The following is a 16,989-nucleotide window of genomic DNA, read 5'->3' on the forward strand; positions in this document are numbered from 1 at the left end:
GGGGCCAGCGTAGCCGGATGGGCCGACTGGATGTTCCTCCAAGGGGGCTCGGGTGAGCGGTGGCCGCCTGCTGGGATGCCCGCCCCTTCGGGGGCTGGGCGGAGGGTGGCTGCTGCCTCACACGCCGGACGCGCTGAGAAACCCAGGGGCGCGGGGAACTGCGCGACCAGCCCACGACGGCCCGCGACGGCCCGCGGTCGGCCCGCGGGTCGGCACTCGACCGCAGCACCCCCGCACTCGCCCTGTGCCGCTCTCTGTCACTCGTTCTGGAACTCCTCCACCACCGTCGCCCCCAGTTCCTTCACGATCAGCTCGTGGCCGGACAGGGCCGACTCGTCGAGGTCGGGGTCGTCCTCCTCGGGGATGTCGTCCTCGGGGGCCACCGGCGGCGGTTCGGGGGCGGTGGGCACCGAGGCCGGGGCCGACGCCGTCGAGGTGGGCGGCGGGCCCTGGGCCGGGGCGGCCGCCGGGGCCTGCTGGGCGGGCGCGGGGCGGGCCGGAGCCGCGGGGGCGGCGCCACCGTAGCCGGACACCGCGGGGGCGCCGTAGCCGCCGGGCTGACCGCCGCCGTACCCGGCGCCGGACGGGACGCCACCGGCACCACCACCGCCGCCGCCCGTCGGGTCGACGATCGCCTCGATCCGCCACTGCACGCCGAACTGCTCGCTCAACGCCTGCCGGAGCACGTCCTCGCTGCCGCTGCTCGCGAAGTTGTCACGGGCGCCGGCGTTGACGAAACCGAGCTGGAGGGTGGTGCCGTCGAAACCGGCGACCTGGGCGTTCTGGCTGAGCAGGATCCAGGTGAAGCGGCGGCGGTTCTTGACCGCCTCCAGGACGTTCGGCCACAGCACACGGGGGTCGATGCCACCGGCAGGGACGGAGGCCGGTGCGGGCGCGGCAGCCGGGGGCGGGGTCGAGGCCTGGGTCTGTGGCTGTGCCTGGGCCTGGGCCCGGACTTCGGGCTGAGCCGGGGAGGGCGGTGGGGCCTGCTGGGCCGCGGCAGCGCCCGTGGCCGTCGGCCAGCCGCCGGGGCGACGGGTGCCGCCGCCGGCGGGAGTGGCCGTCGGCCAGGCACCGGGCGCGGCAGCGGCGGCGGGAGCGGCGGCCGGAGCCGGAGGCTCTGGAGTCGGTACGGGTGCCGGCGCAGGTGCCGGGGCTGGGGCTGGGGCTGGGGCGGCTCCCCCGCGTACGGCGGCCCGAGCCGCAGCCGGACCACCGCCCTGCGGGACAGCCCCCGGAGCTGGAGCCGGAGCCGGAGCCACCGCTGGAGCCGAAGCCGGAGCTGGAGCCTGAGCCGGAGCCGCCGAAGGCTGCATGTGCGCCTCGGGCCCGGGGGCGTACCCCATGGCGGGCGCGCCGCCCCCGCCCGAGAAGTTGACGCCCCGCTCCAGCCGGTCGAGGCGGGCCATCACCGAACGTTCGTCGCCGTAGGCCGCCGGCAGCAGCACGCGGGCGCAGATCAGCTCCAGCTGGAGGCGCGGGGAGGTGGCGCCGCGCATCTCGGTCAGGCCCTGGTTGACGAGGTCGGCGGCGCGGCTGAGCTCGGCGGCGCCGAAGGTGCCGGCCTGGGCCTGCATCCGTTCGAGGACGTCGGTGGGGGCGTCGAACAGCCCCTTCTCCACGGCGTCCGGGACGGCGGCGAGGATCACCAGGTCCCGCAGCCGCTCCAGCAGGTCGGCGACGAAGCGGCGCGGGTCGTTGCCGCCCTCGATGATCCGGTCCACGACCTCGAAGGCGGCGGCGCCGTCCCCGGTCGCGAAGGCCTCGACCACGGAGTCGAGCAGTGAGCCGTCGGTGTAGCCGAGCAGCGAGGTGGCCATGGCATACGTCACGCCCTCCTCGGTGGCCCCGGCGAGGAGCTGGTCCATGACGGACATGGAGTCACGCACGGACCCGGCACCGGCGCGCACGACGAGCGGCAGCACGCCGTCCTCGACGGGGATCTTCTCCTTGCCGCAGACCTCGCCCAGGTAGTCCCGCAGGGTCCCCGGCGGGACCAGCCGGAACGGATAGTGATGGGTCCGCGACCGGATCGTCCCGATGACCTTCTCGGGCTCGGTGGTGGCGAAGATGAACTTGAGATGCTCCGGCGGCTCCTCGACGACCTTGAGCAGCGCGTTGAAACCGGCCGACGTGACCATGTGGGCCTCGTCGATGATGTAGATCTTGTAGCGGCTGGAGGCGGGTCCGAAGAAGGCCTTCTCGCGCAGCTCACGGGCGTCGTCCACACCACCGTGGGAGGCCGCGTCGATCTCGATGACGTCGATGGATCCCGGGCCGTTGCGCGCGAGGTCCTGGCAGGACTGGCACTCCCCGCACGGGGTCGGCGTCGGCCCCTGCGCGCAGTTCAGACACCGGGCGAGGATCCGCGCGCTGGTCGTCTTCCCGCACCCGCGCGGCCCGCTGAACAGGTACGCGTGATTGACCCGGTTGTTCCGCAGCGCCTGCTGCAACGGGTCGGTGACATGCTCCTGCCCGATGACCTCGGCGAACGACTCCGGGCGATAACGGCGGTACAGCGCGAGAGACGACACGCATACGAGGTTATAGGCGCCCACTGACAGCCGGCCCCGCCCGCAAACGCAAGCGCCCCCCACGCACCCGCCAGAGCCGACCTACCCTTGCTGCCTTCCGGCCCTGGGGGAGTTCAGTCAGATAGCGCCGCGTGAGGGGCTCTGCACAGAGTACCCGACGTCAGCCGCCAGGAACGAGTTCGCGAGCACTCCTCTCGGTCATGTAATGTTCCGACCGGAGGATTCGCCTAGAGGCCTAGGGCGCACGCTTGGAAAGCGTGTTGGGGGCAACCCCTCACGAGTTCGAATCTCGTATCCTCCGCCATTGCTCTCACCGGGCAATACGTCGAAGGGCCCCCTGGAAACAGGGGGCCCTTCGACGTTGTCCTCAGACCCCGGTGTCCTGGTTTTTGTCCACAGCGGGTGTCTCCGGGGCTCCCCAGATCGCTTCGGCGATCTTCCGGGCCACGTCCTTGAGCATGGCGTCCGGCAGCATAAGCACGGTGGCGGCCGTATGCCGGGCGTCGTGCAGCCGGGCGTCCCGAACCCCCGAGTCTTCCAGCAGCCGCTTCCAGTCGTGACAGTCCGCCTCCCGGCTCAGTGGGCCACACCACACCATGTGCCCTAGATTGCTTTGAGCCGCTGCAACGTGGGAGTCCAGCAGATAGCGCCATCGAGGCGGAGGTGCAGCCGCACTCCTCTGCCAGCCCCTCACCCGGCACGATTCCGAAGGGCGTCACCGCGAAGTGGAACCCTTCGATGCGCGGTTAACGAGGCGGCCGAACAGCCACGGAACGGTTGCCCTCATTCCAGATGTAGACACCGCTGGTACCTGCGCCGTACCAACTCTCTGGCCCGACCTCGGCCGTGAGAGACGGGTACTCACTGATGGAATCCCAGTGCAGCCCGGACGAACTCCCCGTGTCGCCGCTCTTGAGGTCGTGCCGGTCCGCCCAGTCCAGCATGTCCGCGCGCATCTGGACGTAGATGTTCGGGCCGTAGGGCCAGTGCACCCCGTCGGCGTCACGGTTGAGCACGCCTTGAGCGTGGTCATCCAGAGAACTGATCAGTTCCTTCCGATCGGTGCTCTGGCAGCGCCAGCACCACCACTTCGCTTCTCCGATCCCGGAGCCGAAGAACAACCCCCGCCGGGGCCGTCCGCATCCCTCGCAGCTGTACATGATCTTGCTCCTTCGCGTCTCGTCAGACCCGGTTCGGCGCAGTGGGGAACGGATCAGGCAGTTCCCTCCCTACAGAGGAGAGAGAACCGCAGAACCATCCGACTCCCGGCGGTTCGGAGCGACGCGGTATCACCAGGTATGGTCTGGGCTTTTGTCTGAAATACCCCTAGTTGTGCGCTCATCATCGCGCGGGGCGCGCTTCAGCGGGCCGCGAACCATAGAGCTGACCAACTCGGCATAGCGAAACCGGCTCTCCCGTCTGCTCGTTGTCCTGGCCTTCGTCTGGTGCACCGCCACCCGCCACCGTGCACCGCCGTACGTGCCCCCCCGTCTGGCCTGCCCCATGAATCTCCACGACGCCCCCGGACCGACGCGCAGTCTCGGCATGACGGTCACCGGACACCGCGGCCCCAGCAAGGTGTTCCTGTTGGACGTCATCTCGGCGCTATCGGGGGTCTTCGTGTGACCGAAACCGCCGACGTGGAGCCGCTCGACGGATCAGCAGTGCACCGACCATCCAGGTGCGCCCCACCAACCCGTTCCGTGCCGTGCGTCAACCCGGAGAGGGCGTTCGCGCGCCCAACCCTCCGATGTCACACTCGGCCCGCCGGCGGCCAGCCATCAGTCCCATCGCCTCGCGAACATGGCAGAGGAAGCGGCCCGCCCTCACCAGTCCGGCCGCGTGGCCGAGTGAAGTGGCACGAGTCGGCGATCACGCATGGGCAGGACTCACAGATTGGCCATCGGCCTCTTTGCCCTACGGGTCACGGCAACCCGGTAAGGGCATTTACACCAGGAGTATGGTCTCTGGTATGGCGACGAAAAAAGTCACTGTGACGATCCCTGAAGATCTCCTCGACGAGATCCGCGCCGACGCGGCGGAGAGGGGACTTTCGGCGTATGTAGCCGAAGCACTGCGATTCAAGCGCGATCGGGACCGGCTGCTGGAGCTGGTCGACTGGTTGCAGGAGGAACACGGGCCGGTCACCGAGGACGAGCGTGCGACAGCCCTCGAGGAACTGGATGATCTCGACGCCGAGCACGAGCGCCGTCGCACCGCCGGAGGACGCGATGCCGGAGAGGCCGCGTGAAGAAGCGTGCCGGTGAGCACAGGCAGCGGCCGCTGCGCGTCTTCGTACTCGACTGCGAGGCCCTGTCCCTGGCCGTGCGTGGCGACCGCAGGATGATCGCCTGGCTCGACCTCGCGGCCGGGGGTGAGGCCGAAGTGGTGACGTCTCCCATGACGCTGGTCGAGGCGTACGACGGCAGGACCACCGAGCAGCGCTGGGACTGGGTGCTCTCCCGACTCAAGGTCGCCGATATCGGAAGGGACGAGGCCCGCCAGGCCCGGCGTCTCCTGGCCGACGCCGAGCTGCGCGGTCACAAGTACGCGATCGATGCCGTGCTCGCTGTCATCGCACGCCAGCAGAAAGGGCAGGTCACCGTCTTCACCTCGGACGTGGACGACCTGGAGAAGCTCCTCCCGGACACCATCGTCGTCAAGAAGGTATGACCCGGCCCTGGTCTCAGTTCAGGTCTCATTCATCCCCGTCGAGCACCGTCCGCCGCCCTTCTGATACCCCTCTCCGCCGCAGGTCAGGACGCCCGCGTCCCTCCCCGAACCCCCAGACGACCATTTGGAAAGCGTGTTGAAGGAGCTGGACCGCTCCATGCGGTCCGGCTCTTCGGCGTGCCTTGGTTGCCGTTTCGGTTGCATTTACAGGGGCCGTCTGTCCAGGGCATTGGCTCAAGCGGGAAAGGCGCACGCTCACGTCCCAGGGGCGAGGTTGGCCGTCCTCAACGGCGTGGACGAAGAGACAGTCGCCGCTCGACCGACCGCCGGGGGCATATCAGGCCGCGTCGGCCGGGTCCCACGCCTCGGGCCGGGGCGGGCCGGCTCCGGTCCCGGTCGGGAGGCGCTGTTCGCACCAGATCGTCTTGCCCATCGGGGTCTGCCGTGTTCCCCACCGCTGAGTCAACCGGGCGACCATCAGCAGACCCCGGCCGCCCTCGTCGAACGTCCGCGCCCGCCGCATGTGCGGCGCGGTGCTGTTCGCGTCCGAGACCTCGCAGGTCAGTGCCTGGTCGTAGATCAGCCGCAACTGGATCGGGGAGCCGCCGTACCGGATGGCGTTCGTCACGAGTTCACTGACCACCAACTCGGTCACGAACGCGGCCTCGTCCAGGCCCCAGGACACCAGTTTGCGCACGCTCTCCGCACGTACCCGCGCCACCGCAGCCGGGTCCGCCGCCACGCCCCACGCCGCCACCCGCCCGGCGTCGAGCATCCGGGTGCGCACCAGCAGCAGCGCCGCGTCGTCGGCGGGACCGCCCGGAAGCTGTCTCCGCACCACCTGGTCGCACAGGTGCTCCAGCGAGTCGGCCGGCGTGGTGAGTGACCTGCGCAGTGCCTCCATGCCCACGTCCACGTCATGCTGCCGGGACTCGATCAGGCCGTCGGTGTACAGCGCCAGCAGGCTTCCCGGCTCCAACGTCACCTCGACCGACTCGAACGGCATCCCGCCCAGGCCGAGAGGCGGTCCGGCCGGAACCTCCAGGAACCGGACCGACCCGTCGGGCGCCACCAGAGCGGGAGCCGGATGGCCGGCCCGAGCCAGCGAACAGCGCCCCGACACCGGGTCGTACACCGCGTACAGACAGGTGGCGCCGATGTCCGAGGCAGGATCGTCGCGCAGGTCGCCCCCCGACTCCGCGGACAGCTGGATCACCAGGTCGTCCAGCCGGGTCAGCAACTCGTCCGGGGTCGGATCGACGTCCGCGAGCGCGCGCACGGCAATCCGCAGCCGTCCCATGGCCGCCGAAGCGTGGATCCCGTGCCCCACCACGTCCCCGACCACCAGGGCGACCCGCTCACCCGACAGCCGGATCACATCGAACCAGTCACCCCCGACGCCGGTGTCCGCCGAGGCCGGCAGGTAACGGTAGGCCACCTGCACCGCCGACTGGTCCGGCAGCCGCTGGGGAAGCAGGCTGCGCTGGAGCGCCAGCGCGGCCGTGCGCTCGCGGGTGAACCGGCGCGCGTTGTCCAGGCACACCGCCGCCCTGGCCACCAGGTCCTCGGCCAGGGACAGATCCTCGGGCTCGAAGGGGTCGAGGTTCTCCCTGTTGCGGACGAACATCACCACGCCCAGCGTCGTCCCCCGCGCCCTGACCGGCACCAGCATCCAGGAGTGGGTGTCGTACCGGGCGATCTTCGCCTGCCGGGCCGGGCTCTCGGCCGCCCAGGCGCGAATCTCCGGGTCCGTCGTCCGGTACACCGCGGAGCGTCCGCTGGCCAGGCACAGCGCCGCGGGCGAGTCCGCGAGGTACACGTCGGAGTCGTCGGCGGCGTCCCGCGTCTCCGTGACGCCCTCGAACAGGGTCAGCTCGGCGATCCGGCGCAGCCGGACGGCCCCGGGTATCGGCCCGGGAGCGGGCTCGTCGCCCCTGAGCAGGGCCTCCAGCAGGTCGACGCGGGCGAAGTTGGAGAACCGGGGCACCGCCACCTCGGTCAGCTCCCGGCCGGTCTGGGCCACGTCCAGGGTGCTGCCGATGCGGACGCTCGCGTCGTTCAGCAGCGCCAGGCGCTCCCGGTCACGACTGGCCTGGGTCACGTCGGTCACGGTGGTGCAGACGCCGAGCGTCCGGCCCCCGCCGTCCCGCAGCGGTGTCGCGGAGACGCTCAGGACCCGGGAGGCGGGCTCGGCCAGGAGGGTTCCCTTGACCTCGCCGACCTGCTCCTCGCCGGTCAGCAGGGCCAGCCGCATCCGCCCCTCCCACTCCACGGCGTCCGGACCGGTCAGCACGTCGGTCAGGCGGCGCCCGCGCCGCTCCTCGTCCGGGATACCGCTGAGGCGGCGCATCCGTTCGCTCTGCCATACGCAGCGCAGTTCGGTGTCGTAGACCGTGAGCGCCATCGGCGCGGCGTCCAGCGCCCAGGTGGCCAGCGTCCCCCGCTCCAGGAAGGCGGAGTGCTGCGGCGGCGGGCCGATCAGCAGGACCGCGCCGAGTCCGGTCCCGCCCCCGCCGACGGGGTGGCCGGACACCTGCAGCGTCAGCAGGTTTCCGTCGCGGTGCCGAAGCGGAAGCACCGTGTGCCGCTCCCGGGGCCCGTCGGCGTCGTCCGGGGCCGGCAGCTCCGCCACGCCCAGCAGCTCCGCGACCGGCTGTCCCACGGCCTCCGCGGCCGTGTACCCCAGCAGGCCCTCCGCGCCGGGGTTCCAGCCGACGACCAGGCCACGCCGGTCCGTCACGATCAGACCGCGGACGGGCAACCCTTCCATGGCATCCAGCGTGAGGCGCGCCATATCCATATTCAACCGTTCACCGCGGAGCCCCCGGCCCCCTTGGCGGTCGCGCGCAGCTGCGGGCTGTGGCCGAGCCCCGCCAGGGCGGCCAGCGCACCGCCGATCGCCCTCGCCGGGTCCGTGAGCAGGCGGTCATAGGTGACCGACAGGGTCAGCCGCAGCGCCTGCTCGGCGTCGAGACGGAACCAGGAGCCGATGGTCCGCTGGCCGTGCGGGGTGAGCCGCCACAGCTTGTCGGCGTCCTTGACCACCGCGTCGTCGGCGCTCAGGGCGTGCCGCCGGGTGTCGTGGCCGTCGACGATCGCCACGATCCGCGCGATGTCCGCCCGCGGGTATCCGACGTCGGCCAGGATGCGGGCGGCGATGACGGCGCCCTCGGTCTCGTGCCTGCGAACCGTTTCCGGGTCGCGGGAGCCGGGCGCGATGGCGGGCAGGATGCGTGCCGGGTCGACGGCCTTCCAGCCGGTGTCGTGGAGCAGGATCGCCGGGAGCACGACGGCGGCACGGGCCTCGGGCACCGCCTCCAGCAACGCGGCGGCGAGTCCGTAGGCGTAGAGCGAGTGCGCGTCGTTGTCGCGCACGTCGAGATAGGGCCGGGCGCGGACATAGATCTCCTGCGCCACCCCGGTCAGGCTCACCAGTGCGGGCACCTCGTCCGCCGGGGGGATCTGCGAGGCGTCCAGCGGAAGGTCGGCGATGGGTTCGCGGGGCATGTCGGTCTCCTGTGGCCGCGGGCACACTCAGTCGAGGTCGAGAAGGGTGACCGTGCCGGCCGTGCCGTCCACCCGGATCCGCTGTCCCGTCCTGATACGGGTGGACGCCGTCCCTGTTCCCGTGACGGCGGGCAGGGAGTACTCACGGCAGACGATGGCGGCGTGCGACATCACCCCGCCGATGTCGGTCACCGTGGCGCGTATCCGGCCGAACACCGGGGCCCAGCTGGGTGCGGTGACCGGCGCGACGAGGATCTCCCCGTCCCGTACCAGGTCCAGTTCGGCGGGGCTGTGGACGATCCGGGCCGGGCCGTCCGCACATCCCGGTGAGGCGGCCATGCCGGTCAGGTCGCCGCCCGTGGTGGGGCCGGCCAGCCAGGAACGGACCCGTTCGCTGGTGATGCCCCACAACATGATGCTGAACGGCTCCGTGACGGCCTCCGGGGGGCGGTTCAGCGCCGGTTGCGGGCGCCGGGTCGCGAGGACCTCTACGATCCGTCGTCGCCGTTCCACCTCGGGCGGCCAGTAGGCGGGGCCGATCGGCGCGCTGCCCTGTGCCCAGGCGGCCGCGAAGTCGAACAGCGCGCCGCGGGCCTCGTCGCGGGTGAGGTAGAGCATGTCGTTCTCGCCCGGCCAGAAGCCCGCCCGCTGCAGCAGCGCGGAGAGCTGCCGGACCTTGCGCCAGAAGACGCCCATGGTCCAGTGCTCGATGTAGAAGTTGTGGTTCTCGACGTACGGGTAGACCTGGCGGGCGAGCCGCAGCTTGGCCTCGAAGTCCGCGCGCCGGCCGGGGTCGAGCAGGGCGGCGTACTCGCCGGTGATCCGGTCGCGTTCGGAGACCAGCTCGGCCAGGCGACGGCCGATGCGCTCGCCGCGCCGCAGCCGCCGGACGTAGTCGCGGATGTACCCCAGGGGCAGCTCGGGGTCGTCCCGCCAGTACCGGTCGTCGCTGTAGAAGCCGTTGCCCGAGGTGAAGTTGAACCACGGGTCGCGGGCCGCCTCCCAGGCGTCCAGCCAGACACCGCCCTGGGGCGCCCGGGCGATGGCGGCGAGGGTGTCGTGGCCGGGGCCGGGGCCAGGGCCGGGGCCGGGGCCGGACGGAGGTTCCCCCGCTCGGACGGAGCCGGGAGCGGAGGAGCCGGGAGCGGAGAAGCCGGGAGCGGAGGAGGTCAGCAGCTCTTCCAGGCCCAGTTCGACGGCCAGCTCCGCCAGCCGCTTCAGCTCGTCGTCCGGGCGGAACAGCTCCATGTCCACGCCCTGGACCATGGCCGAGATGCCCTGGTCCGGGATGTCGGGGAACCACTGCCGACACGCCTGGAAGAGGTCCAGGTAGGCCGCATAGCCGAGGTTGAGGAACTCGAAGTGGTACTGCCAGGCACGGTGGCACAGCGCCAGCAGCCGGTCGTAGTCGCCCAGCAGGGCGTCGGCCGCGTCCAGCCCGACGCCGCGCTCGATCTCCTCGTACGGCTGCGCGTCGGGCAGTTCGGCGAAGCGGATCGCCTCCAGTTCCCGGATCGTGGCGAGGACCTTGCGTTTCCAGTTGTCCAGGAGCGCGTCCCAGTGCTCGAAGTAGTACCCCGCGCGTCTGAGGAACTCCGGGACCCGCGCCGCGGCCTCCTCCGGCGGTACGGAGATCGGGCTGAGATAGACGTAGCCGAGGTGGACACGGCACTCGATGCCGGAGGCGGGCGGCACCAGGAAGTGCCGGGTGTTGAACTGGCCCAGGCACTTGGCCGCCAGCTCGGGGCCGATCGTCTCGAACGGTTTGAGCACCGTGGGCCAGTGCTGGCTGTCGCAGAACCAGAACGCCGCTTCGTCCGCCGCACGCCGCTCGGGCTGGAAGAGCACGGAGTACGGGTACAGGCTCCGCCAGTCCTCGGCCCCGGCGGGCGCCGGCAGCTCGTGGGGACTGGGGAAGGTCCTACGTGCTCCCGATGTCGTGCGCGGCTGGGTCGCCATGGCGACGTCCCTTCGTGGGGTGCGCGGTGTCCGGACCCAGGTCCCGGGGCGGGTCTCCGCGGAGGCCGAGCATGGTCTCGACGATGCTGCTGACACCCGCCCCGGGCACCACCTCGACGGACGTGCGCGGCCTGCTGCTCCAGACCGTCTCGGGACGTGTCTGGAGCAGCAGCACCCGGGGACTGCCGTCCGGCAGCGGGGCGGGGGCGCGGTCGATGGCCCACTCGATGTCCTGCGGGCATCCGTAGTGGCTCTCGACGGCCTTGGCCAGCCGAGCGACCGCGGTGACCTCGGCCGACGCCAGGCAGGCCGCCTCCTGGCGTGCGTTCTCGACCGCGCGCCGGACGAGGGTGCCCCGGTCCGGCGCCGCGACGAGCTCCTGGTGCTTGCGCGCAACCGTCGTCCGTACGGGGACGAGCAGCACCTTGTCCACGACGTAGTGGTCGGGGGTCATCTCACCGGACACCACCGGTCCCCCGAGTCCCCAGGCCGCGTCGATGACGACCTTCGACCGGTCGCCGTCGGACGGGTTCAGGGTCAGGGCGACACCGGCCGTACGGGCGTCGACCATCCTCTGCACGCCGACCGCCATCGCCAGCCCTCGCTCGGACACGCCCCTGGCGGTGCGGTAGCTGATCCCGCGGGCCGTCCACAGGCTCGCCCAGCAGCCGCGTACGGCGTCGAGGACGGCATCGGCGCCCCGGACCCACAGGTGCGTGTCGTACTGTCCGGCGAAGCTCATGGCCGACAGGTCCTCCGTCCTCGCGCTGGACCGTACCGCCACCGGGGTGTCACCGTCCTCACCGAGTGCCTGGTAGGCGCTGGTGACGGCCGCCGCGACCGAGGACGGCACGGGCCGCTCGGTCACCAGTCGGCGGACCTCGGCGGCGCGCGCCTCGGTGTCGGCCGTGTCGGTGACATCGATCCCGGCGAGGACGGTTTCGATCTCCGCGCGCAGACCGCCGCCGTCGAGTAGTGCGTCGAAGGCGTCCGTGGTCAACACGAACCCGGGCGGCACCGGGAGACCGGCGGCGGTCATCGTCAGCAGCCCGGCGCACTTGCCCCCGACCCGCGCCGTGGCCGCATCGGCGCCGGAGTCAAAGGTGATGGTGTACATGCAGTTCATGCGGCTGTCCTCCGCACGGAGACGGCTGCGGCAGCACCTCTCTGAATCGAGCCTACGGCGTCCCTTGGTGCCGGTGCCGTCGGCGAGACGACGAGCGCGTTTTCACCCTCTCCCGTATCCACAGCGTCATGAGCCTCATACCCGACTTCATGCCCGACTAGCAGAGTAGGCCGGGATGGCATCGGCAACGCCTTGCGGGCGGTCCAGGACGTTCACCGCCGCGGGCGGCACGGCGGAGGGCGAACTGACGGAACTGCTCGACGCCGTCGCCGGATCCACCCTGTCGGAGCGGGAACTGTTCTCCGAGGAGACCCCGACGCAGTGGAACGCGGCCTTGAGGCTGCTCGCGGAGATCCTTCCCGCCGACAGCCCGAGCGTGGTGGTCATCGACGAGGTTCCGTATCTCATGGACCGCGTCGACGCCTTCGAGGGCATGCTCCAGCGGGCCTGGGACCGGCTGCTCAGCCGCAAACCGGTGCTTCTCCTCCTGGTCGGGTCCGATCTGCCGATGACGGAGGCGCTGAACAGCTACGACCGTCCCTTTCACCAGCGGGGCCGGGAAATGGTCGTGGGGCCCCTGAACCCGGCCGACATCGGCGAGATGCTCGACCTGTCCCCGGCGGCCGCGTTCGACGCCGCGCTGATCACTGGGGGACTTCCCCTGATCTGCGCCGAGTGGCGGCCGGGAGCGGACGTCCGCGAGTTCCTCCGCGACTCGCTGGACAACCCGATCTCGGCGCTGCTGGTCTCCGCCGAGCGCTCACTGGCCGCGGAGTTTCCACCGCAGGCGATGAGCGGGGAGGTTCTGCGTGCCATCGGTTCCGGGGAGCGGACCTTCACCAACATCGCGCGCGCGGCCGGCGGCATCGCCCACACCACTCTGACCCGAGCCACTGACGTCCTGACCGGGAAACGGGTCGTCGCCGCCGAACTGCCCCTCTCACTGCGGCCGTCGAAGGAACGCCGCTACCGGGTGGCCGACCCCTATCTGCGCTTCTGGCTCGCGTTCCTGGATCCGCACATGGCGGAGATCGAGCGGATGCGGGGAGATCTCACGCTGAGCCGCATCCAGAAGCGGTGGACGAGCTGGCGCGGCCGCGCGATCGAACCCCTGGTGCGGGAATCCCTCGCCCGTCTCCTGCCGGACGGACTCCTCCCCACCGCCCCGGCGATCGGCGGGTACTGGACCCGCGGCAACGACGCCGAGATCGACCTGGTGGGCGCCGACCGGCAGCCGGTGGCCAAGGAGTTGCTCTTCCTCGGCTCGGTCAAGTGGCTGGAGAACTCCGCGTTCGACAGCCACGACCTGGCCGCACTGCAGAAGCACCGGGCGGCGATCACCGACGGACCGGTACCGCTCGTGGCCGTCTCCCGCAGCGGGGTCGCAGTCGCCCGTAGACCGACCGTACGCCCCGAGGGCCACCACTGTCAGACCCTTCCGTCATGCTCTGCCCATGCTGATTGCGACGAACGTTCAGGGGCGCGCGGTGAAGCACCCCTCCAAGCCGGCGATAGACACGATGCTCGCGAACCTGGGACAGGGCGACCACCTGATCCTTGAGCGGCAGGACGAGGACCGCGAGGGCGACTGGTACATCCAGGTGCTGTTCCGCGACGACAACACCTACCAACTGGAGTACCGGGACGGCGTCCCCGCAGAGCACTACCAAACCGTGACCGCTTCCCAGGACAGGGCCCGTCAGGCCCTCCTCGACTGGGCGGACGACCAGCCGGACTGGCAGGACGGTTTCACGTGGAACAACATCGGCGCCATGTTCGCCCTCCCGATCGTCAAAGCCACGGATCAGCCCACCCCCTAGCGCGGCACTCCTGCCCGCCGGCCGCGAGGTGGAGCGACTTGATCACTGTCGGCGTGGAGGGGACGCCGAGGCTGGTTAGGCGGTTGCGGGCCGTCCCACAGTGGCTCCTGCGGTGGCCGTGGCGAGGGCGGTGCGGCCGCCCTGGCCAGGAACGGCCAGGGCAGGCCAGGCGGATTGGAGATCCGGTTCGTCGGCAGGGTGACGTACTTCGGTGGGAGTGCGCTGCGCCCCCGAGGCGCAACCCGACCGATCAGTCCACGCTTCTGACCGGGTCCAGGGATCTGCGTCTGATCGGGACCGAGACGGTCGACGGTGTCGAGACCACCCACTACCAGGGGACGGTCAACAGCAAGGGCCTGATCGGAGGGCGCCTCGATCAGTTCATCCAGTTGGAGGTCTCCGACCCGCTCACCATGGACCTGTGGACGGACGACGCGGACCGCACCAGGCAGTTCCGTATGCGAGCCGAGCACAACGACATGTTCGCCGACGCCGGAGACGGGCCGCTCGACCTGACCATCACCTTCCTCGACATCAGTCAGCCCGTGGCCATCGAAACCCCACCGGCCAAGGAAACCACCCCGATCGCGGACCAGGCCCAGGAAAACTGAGCGGCATCAGCGACATCAGCGGCATCTGACGGCAGCACAGGCGCAGCCTCGCGGTCGAACCAGTTGCTCGTGTTCCGGGCTCGACCCGGCGCACGGATCCGAGGAACCGTTCGGTTCCCGGCGAAGTCGGCCGCTCCGCCGTTGGATACTGCCGTTGCGCCCGGGTGCCTGGGTCGACGAGTGGATGAGGAGTACGTTCGGTGAGCAGCGACGATCGCGTGGGGCCGCCCAGTTTCGGCAGTGAACGGGACATGCTGCGGGCTTTCCTCGACTACCACCGTGCGACCCTCGCCATGAAGTGCGAAGGGCTCACCGACGAGGAGCTGCGGCAGCGGTCGATGCCGCCGTCCACGTTGTCGCTGCTGGGCCTGGTACGGCATCTCGCGGAGGTCGAACGCACCTGGTTCCGCCGGGTGTTCGAGGACAACGACGCGCCCATGGTGTGGTCCGACGAGATCGATTTCCAGGCGGCGTACGACGCGAGCGAGTCGACCAGGCAGGAGGCGTTCGCCGCCTGGGAGGCCGAGGTGGCGGCCTCGCGCCGGATCGAGCACGCGGCCGTCTCCCTCGACCAGGCCGGATACCAGCCGAGGTGGGAGGAGGAGGTGTCGCTGCGGATGGTGATGCTGCACGTGCTCCTGGAGTACGGCCGGCACAACGGGCACGCCGACTTCCTCCGCGAGGGCGTCGACGGGACCGTGGGCGCCTGAGCCCGGCTAGGCGGCGATCCGGATCTTCTTCGTCACCGTCACCTGGTCCAGGTCGGACACCCGTACCGTCATCGTGATCGTCCATTCGCCCGCGATGGGGATGTTGACGGAGTCGGCGGCCCAGTAACCCCCGCGGTCGGTCACGTTGGCGGGCAGCGGGCCGATCTTCTGGGCGGCCAGCGTGAAGGAGACACGGAGTTCGGGGACGGTGGAGATGCCGTCGTCGGGGCCGAAGACGACCGCCTGCACGGAGTTCGCGCCGACCCGGCCCGGGTCCAGGGTGATCTGTACCTTGCCGTGGCCGTTCGGCGTGCCGACGTCGAAGGGGACCATGGCGACGGCGGCCGCGGGGATGCCGGTCACGTCCGACGCCGTTCCCGACCCGGCCGCCTCGGCCGCGGCCCGGCCGGGCAGGGTACCGGTGAGGATCGTGGTGATGCCCAGGACGGCGACGCCGATGGCCACCTCGGCGAGGACCGACCGCCGCAGGGCGGCCTGGTGGCGACCGACGGGGGTGGCGGAGGTGACGGAGGTGACGGAGGTGACGGAGGCGGTGGACGGTTCCCCCGGGGTCGTCGGATTCCCCTCGGTCGCCGGATCCTTCCCGGTCGCCGGATCCTTCCCGGTCGCTGTGTCCTTCCCGGTCGCCGGATCGTCTTCGGTCGCTGAGTCGCTCCCGGTCGCTGACCCGTGCTCGGCCGCCGGATCGTTCTCGGCCGGTGCGTCCAACGGGGTCGGCAGGTCCGCGGGGGCACCGACCGGCACGAGGACGCGGGCGCGGGCCTTCGCCGCCGGGGCCGTCGCCAGTTTCGCCGTCCAGCGGCGGGACTGCGAGGCCGCCGCCAGCAGCAGGGTCACCGCGATGAGTTTGACGACCAGGAGCCTGCCGTACGACGTGTCGGTGAGCGCCTGCCAGGAGCCGAGGCCGCGCCAGGACTGGTAGACGCCGGTGACGACGAGGACCGTCACCGAGACGAAGGCGACCCGGGAGAAGCGGGTGACCACGGCGGCGGGAAGGGGCGTGGCGGTGGCGCGGAGGGTGATGAGAAGGGTCGTGAGGCCACCGAGCCAGAGCGCCATCGACAACAGGTGCAGGACCGCCGACGTCATGGCCAGCGGGACCTGGATGCCGGCCGAGGCGTGTTCCGCCGCCGCCCAGGTCAGGGCCAGCGCGATGGCGAGGGCGGCCGCCGTGCCGAGCAGGGGGCGGGACGGGCGGGTCAGGCTGGACGGGCTGAGGCGCCTGCGGAGGATGAGGTACAGCGCCGCCGTGAGCGCCAGCAGGGCGGCCCTGGCCAGCAGGGCCAGACCGGGGCGGCCCGTCGCCGACCTGCCGAGGGCGGTGAGGTCGAAGGCCGTCGCCGGGGAGCTGCCCTCCTCGTACGGCGAGCGGAGGACGAAGAGGAAGAGGGTCGCGGCGAGGAGAGTCCACCACGCGGTACGGACCGGGACGCGGAGCGGGGCCGGGTCCGGCGGACGGCAGACGGCCAGGAAGGCGACGGCGCCGATGAGCAGCGCCACGGCTATGTACGCGACGTAGCGGCCGATGTTGTAAAGGCTGCCGGTGAGCGGGTTCTCGACGGGGCCGGTGGATATCGGCGTCGTGGTCGCCGTCGGCTTGCCCACGGAGAAGGTGAGGGCGCCGGAGACGGGGTGGCTGTCCGCCGAGACGATGCGCCACGCCACCGTGAACGTGCCGGTGCCGAGCTTCTTCGGGAAGGTGATCCGGGCGGTGTCCGAGCCGGCCGGGCCGTGTGCGGCGGCGCTGGTGGACACCCGGTGGTTGGTGGGGTCGTACACCCGGAACGAGTCGTCGAGCAGGCCGACGGACTCGGTGAAGGTGAGGGTGACCGATCGGGGCGACGACTTGAGCACGGCGCCGTCATCGGGATCGCTGCCGCGCAGGGCCGCGTGCGCGGAGGCGGGGCCGGCCGAGGCGAGGAGGAGGGCGGCGAGGAGGGTGCCGAGGAGGGTGAGGGCGCGCAGGAGCCGGATCCTGTGCCGGTGGTCGTCGGCCGGCATCGCTCGCCGCTTTTCGTGTCCTTCGCT

Annotated in this window: 14 protein-coding genes, 1 tRNA gene, 1 other RNA gene and 1 pseudogene; 8 read left to right on the plus strand and 9 right to left on the minus strand. The window is 71.1% G+C overall.

Translation table 11 applies throughout. From position 1 onward, the window contains the following. Positions 1-257: 257 nt before the first annotated feature. The gene (locus tag IEZ11_RS12225; protein ID WP_189262726.1) at positions 258-2,534 is read right to left on the minus strand and encodes a DNA polymerase III subunit gamma and tau; all 2,277 of its coding nucleotides are present in this window, start codon (positions 2,532-2,534) and stop codon (positions 258-260) included. 45 nt (positions 2,535-2,579) lie between these two features. After that, positions 2,580-2,678: signal recognition particle sRNA small type (ffs, locus tag IEZ11_RS12230), an RNA gene on the minus strand. A gap of 72 nt (positions 2,679-2,750) precedes the next feature. Between ffs and IEZ11_RS12235 the strand changes: the two genes are divergently transcribed. Then, positions 2,751-2,838, plus strand: a tRNA-Ser gene (locus IEZ11_RS12235). Between the two features lie 63 nt (positions 2,839-2,901). On the opposite strand, the pseudogene IEZ11_RS12240 reads toward IEZ11_RS12235, so the two are convergent. Next, a pseudogene (locus IEZ11_RS12240) lies at positions 2,902-3,120 on the minus strand (site-specific integrase); the annotation flags it as partial. Positions 3,121-3,280: 160 nt separating this feature from the next. Further along, positions 3,281-3,694: a hypothetical protein gene (locus IEZ11_RS12245; protein WP_189262727.1), complete on the minus strand. Its 414-nt coding sequence runs from the start codon at positions 3,692-3,694 to the stop codon at positions 3,281-3,283. Between the two features lie 343 nt (positions 3,695-4,037). On the opposite strand from IEZ11_RS12245, the gene IEZ11_RS51915 reads away from it, so the two are divergent. The 3 genes from IEZ11_RS51915 to IEZ11_RS12255 all read left to right on the plus strand — a co-directional run bounded on the left by IEZ11_RS51915 (position 4,038) and on the right by IEZ11_RS12255 (position 5,207). Beyond that, a complete protein-coding gene (locus tag IEZ11_RS51915; protein ID WP_268239904.1) occupies positions 4,038-4,160 on the plus strand; it encodes a hypothetical protein in 123 nt (40 codons plus the stop codon). Between the two features lie 346 nt (positions 4,161-4,506). After that, on the plus strand, positions 4,507-4,785 hold the full coding sequence (locus IEZ11_RS12250) for a CopG family transcriptional regulator (protein WP_189262728.1): 279 nt from the start codon (positions 4,507-4,509) through the stop codon (positions 4,783-4,785). Beyond that, positions 4,782-5,207, plus strand: a complete 426-nt coding sequence (locus tag IEZ11_RS12255; protein WP_189262729.1) for a PIN domain-containing protein — start codon at positions 4,782-4,784, stop codon at positions 5,205-5,207. Before IEZ11_RS12250 ends, IEZ11_RS12255 begins: the two co-directional genes overlap by 4 nt. A gap of 337 nt (positions 5,208-5,544) precedes the next feature. Here IEZ11_RS12255 and IEZ11_RS12260 read toward each other — a convergent pair whose 3' ends face one another. Genes IEZ11_RS12260 through IEZ11_RS12275 form a run of 4 tightly spaced genes read right to left on the minus strand, consistent with a single transcriptional unit; the run spans position 5,545 to position 11,799 of the window. Continuing rightward, the gene (locus IEZ11_RS12260) at positions 5,545-7,977 is read right to left on the minus strand and encodes a SpoIIE family protein phosphatase (RefSeq protein ID WP_189262730.1); all 2,433 of its coding nucleotides are present in this window, start codon (positions 7,975-7,977) and stop codon (positions 5,545-5,547) included. A gap of 32 nt (positions 7,978-8,009) precedes the next feature. Beyond that, positions 8,010-8,714, minus strand: coding sequence for an HD domain-containing protein (locus IEZ11_RS12265; RefSeq protein ID WP_189262731.1), 705 nt, complete (start codon positions 8,712-8,714; stop codon positions 8,010-8,012). Positions 8,715-8,741: 27 nt separating this feature from the next. Beyond that, positions 8,742-10,673, minus strand: a complete 1,932-nt coding sequence (locus IEZ11_RS51920; protein ID WP_189262732.1) for a PEP-utilizing enzyme — start codon at positions 10,671-10,673, stop codon at positions 8,742-8,744. After that, the gene (locus IEZ11_RS12275) at positions 10,636-11,799 is read right to left on the minus strand and encodes a PEP/pyruvate-binding domain-containing protein (RefSeq protein ID WP_189262733.1); all 1,164 of its coding nucleotides are present in this window, start codon (positions 11,797-11,799) and stop codon (positions 10,636-10,638) included. Before IEZ11_RS12275 ends, IEZ11_RS51920 begins: the two co-directional genes overlap by 38 nt. A gap of 175 nt (positions 11,800-11,974) precedes the next feature. On the opposite strand from IEZ11_RS12275, the gene IEZ11_RS12280 reads away from it, so the two are divergent. The 4 genes from IEZ11_RS12280 to IEZ11_RS12295 all read left to right on the plus strand — a co-directional run bounded on the left by IEZ11_RS12280 (position 11,975) and on the right by IEZ11_RS12295 (position 14,940). After that, positions 11,975-13,360 (plus strand): ATP-binding protein, encoded by a 1,386-nt coding sequence (locus IEZ11_RS12280; RefSeq protein ID WP_229712977.1) that lies wholly within the window; start codon positions 11,975-11,977, stop codon positions 13,358-13,360. Continuing rightward, positions 13,320-13,619, plus strand: a complete 300-nt coding sequence (locus IEZ11_RS12285) for a hypothetical protein (protein ID WP_189262734.1) — start codon at positions 13,320-13,322, stop codon at positions 13,617-13,619. Before IEZ11_RS12280 ends, IEZ11_RS12285 begins: the two co-directional genes overlap by 41 nt. Positions 13,620-13,672: 53 nt before the next feature. Further along, a complete protein-coding gene (locus IEZ11_RS52825; protein ID WP_505995995.1) occupies positions 13,673-14,230 on the plus strand; it encodes an SCO4651 family lipoprotein in 558 nt (185 codons plus the stop codon). A gap of 200 nt (positions 14,231-14,430) precedes the next feature. Further along, entirely contained in the window at positions 14,431-14,940 is a 510-nt protein-coding gene (locus IEZ11_RS12295; RefSeq protein ID WP_189262736.1) for a DinB family protein, read from the plus strand. A 6-nt stretch (positions 14,941-14,946) separates the two neighbouring features. Here IEZ11_RS12295 and IEZ11_RS12300 read toward each other — a convergent pair whose 3' ends face one another. After that, complete coding sequence (locus tag IEZ11_RS12300) at positions 14,947-16,962, minus strand: copper resistance CopC/CopD family protein (RefSeq protein ID WP_189263065.1); 2,016 nt, start codon at positions 16,960-16,962, stop codon at positions 14,947-14,949. Between the last annotated feature and the right edge of the window lie 27 nt (positions 16,963-16,989).

Origin of the sequence: Streptomyces fuscichromogenes (assembly GCF_014645815.1) — a bacterium.
In the GTDB taxonomy this organism is placed as follows: domain Bacteria; phylum Actinomycetota; class Actinomycetes; order Streptomycetales; family Streptomycetaceae; genus Streptomyces; species Streptomyces fuscichromogenes.

What these genes read in the sequence shown, in the direction of transcription:
- IEZ11_RS12245 (WP_189262727.1), bottom strand. Translation starts at nt 3,694, where the DNA reads ATGTACAGCTGCGAGGGATGCGGACGGCCCCGGCGGGGGTTGTTCTTC.
- IEZ11_RS51915 (WP_268239904.1), top strand. Translation starts at nt 4,038, where the DNA reads ATGAATCTCCACGACGCCCCCGGACCGACGCGCAGTCTCGGCATGACG.
- IEZ11_RS12250 (WP_189262728.1), top strand. Translation starts at nt 4,507, where the DNA reads ATGGCGACGAAAAAAGTCACTGTGACGATCCCTGAAGATCTCCTCGAC.
- IEZ11_RS12260 (WP_189262730.1), bottom strand. Translation starts at nt 7,977, where the DNA reads ATGGAAGGGTTGCCCGTCCGCGGTCTGATCGTGACGGACCGGCGTGGC.
- IEZ11_RS12265 (WP_189262731.1), bottom strand. Translation starts at nt 8,714, where the DNA reads ATGCCCCGCGAACCCATCGCCGACCTTCCGCTGGACGCCTCGCAGATC.
- IEZ11_RS51920 (WP_189262732.1), bottom strand. Translation starts at nt 10,673, where the DNA reads ATGGCGACCCAGCCGCGCACGACATCGGGAGCACGTAGGACCTTCCCC.
- IEZ11_RS12275 (WP_189262733.1), bottom strand. Translation starts at nt 11,799, where the DNA reads ATGAACTGCATGTACACCATCACCTTTGACTCCGGCGCCGATGCGGCC.
- IEZ11_RS12280 (WP_229712977.1), top strand. Translation starts at nt 11,975, where the DNA reads ATGGCATCGGCAACGCCTTGCGGGCGGTCCAGGACGTTCACCGCCGCG.
- IEZ11_RS12285 (WP_189262734.1), top strand. Translation starts at nt 13,320, where the DNA reads ATGCTCGCGAACCTGGGACAGGGCGACCACCTGATCCTTGAGCGGCAG.
- IEZ11_RS12300 (WP_189263065.1), bottom strand. Translation starts at nt 16,962, where the DNA reads ATGCCGGCCGACGACCACCGGCACAGGATCCGGCTCCTGCGCGCCCTC.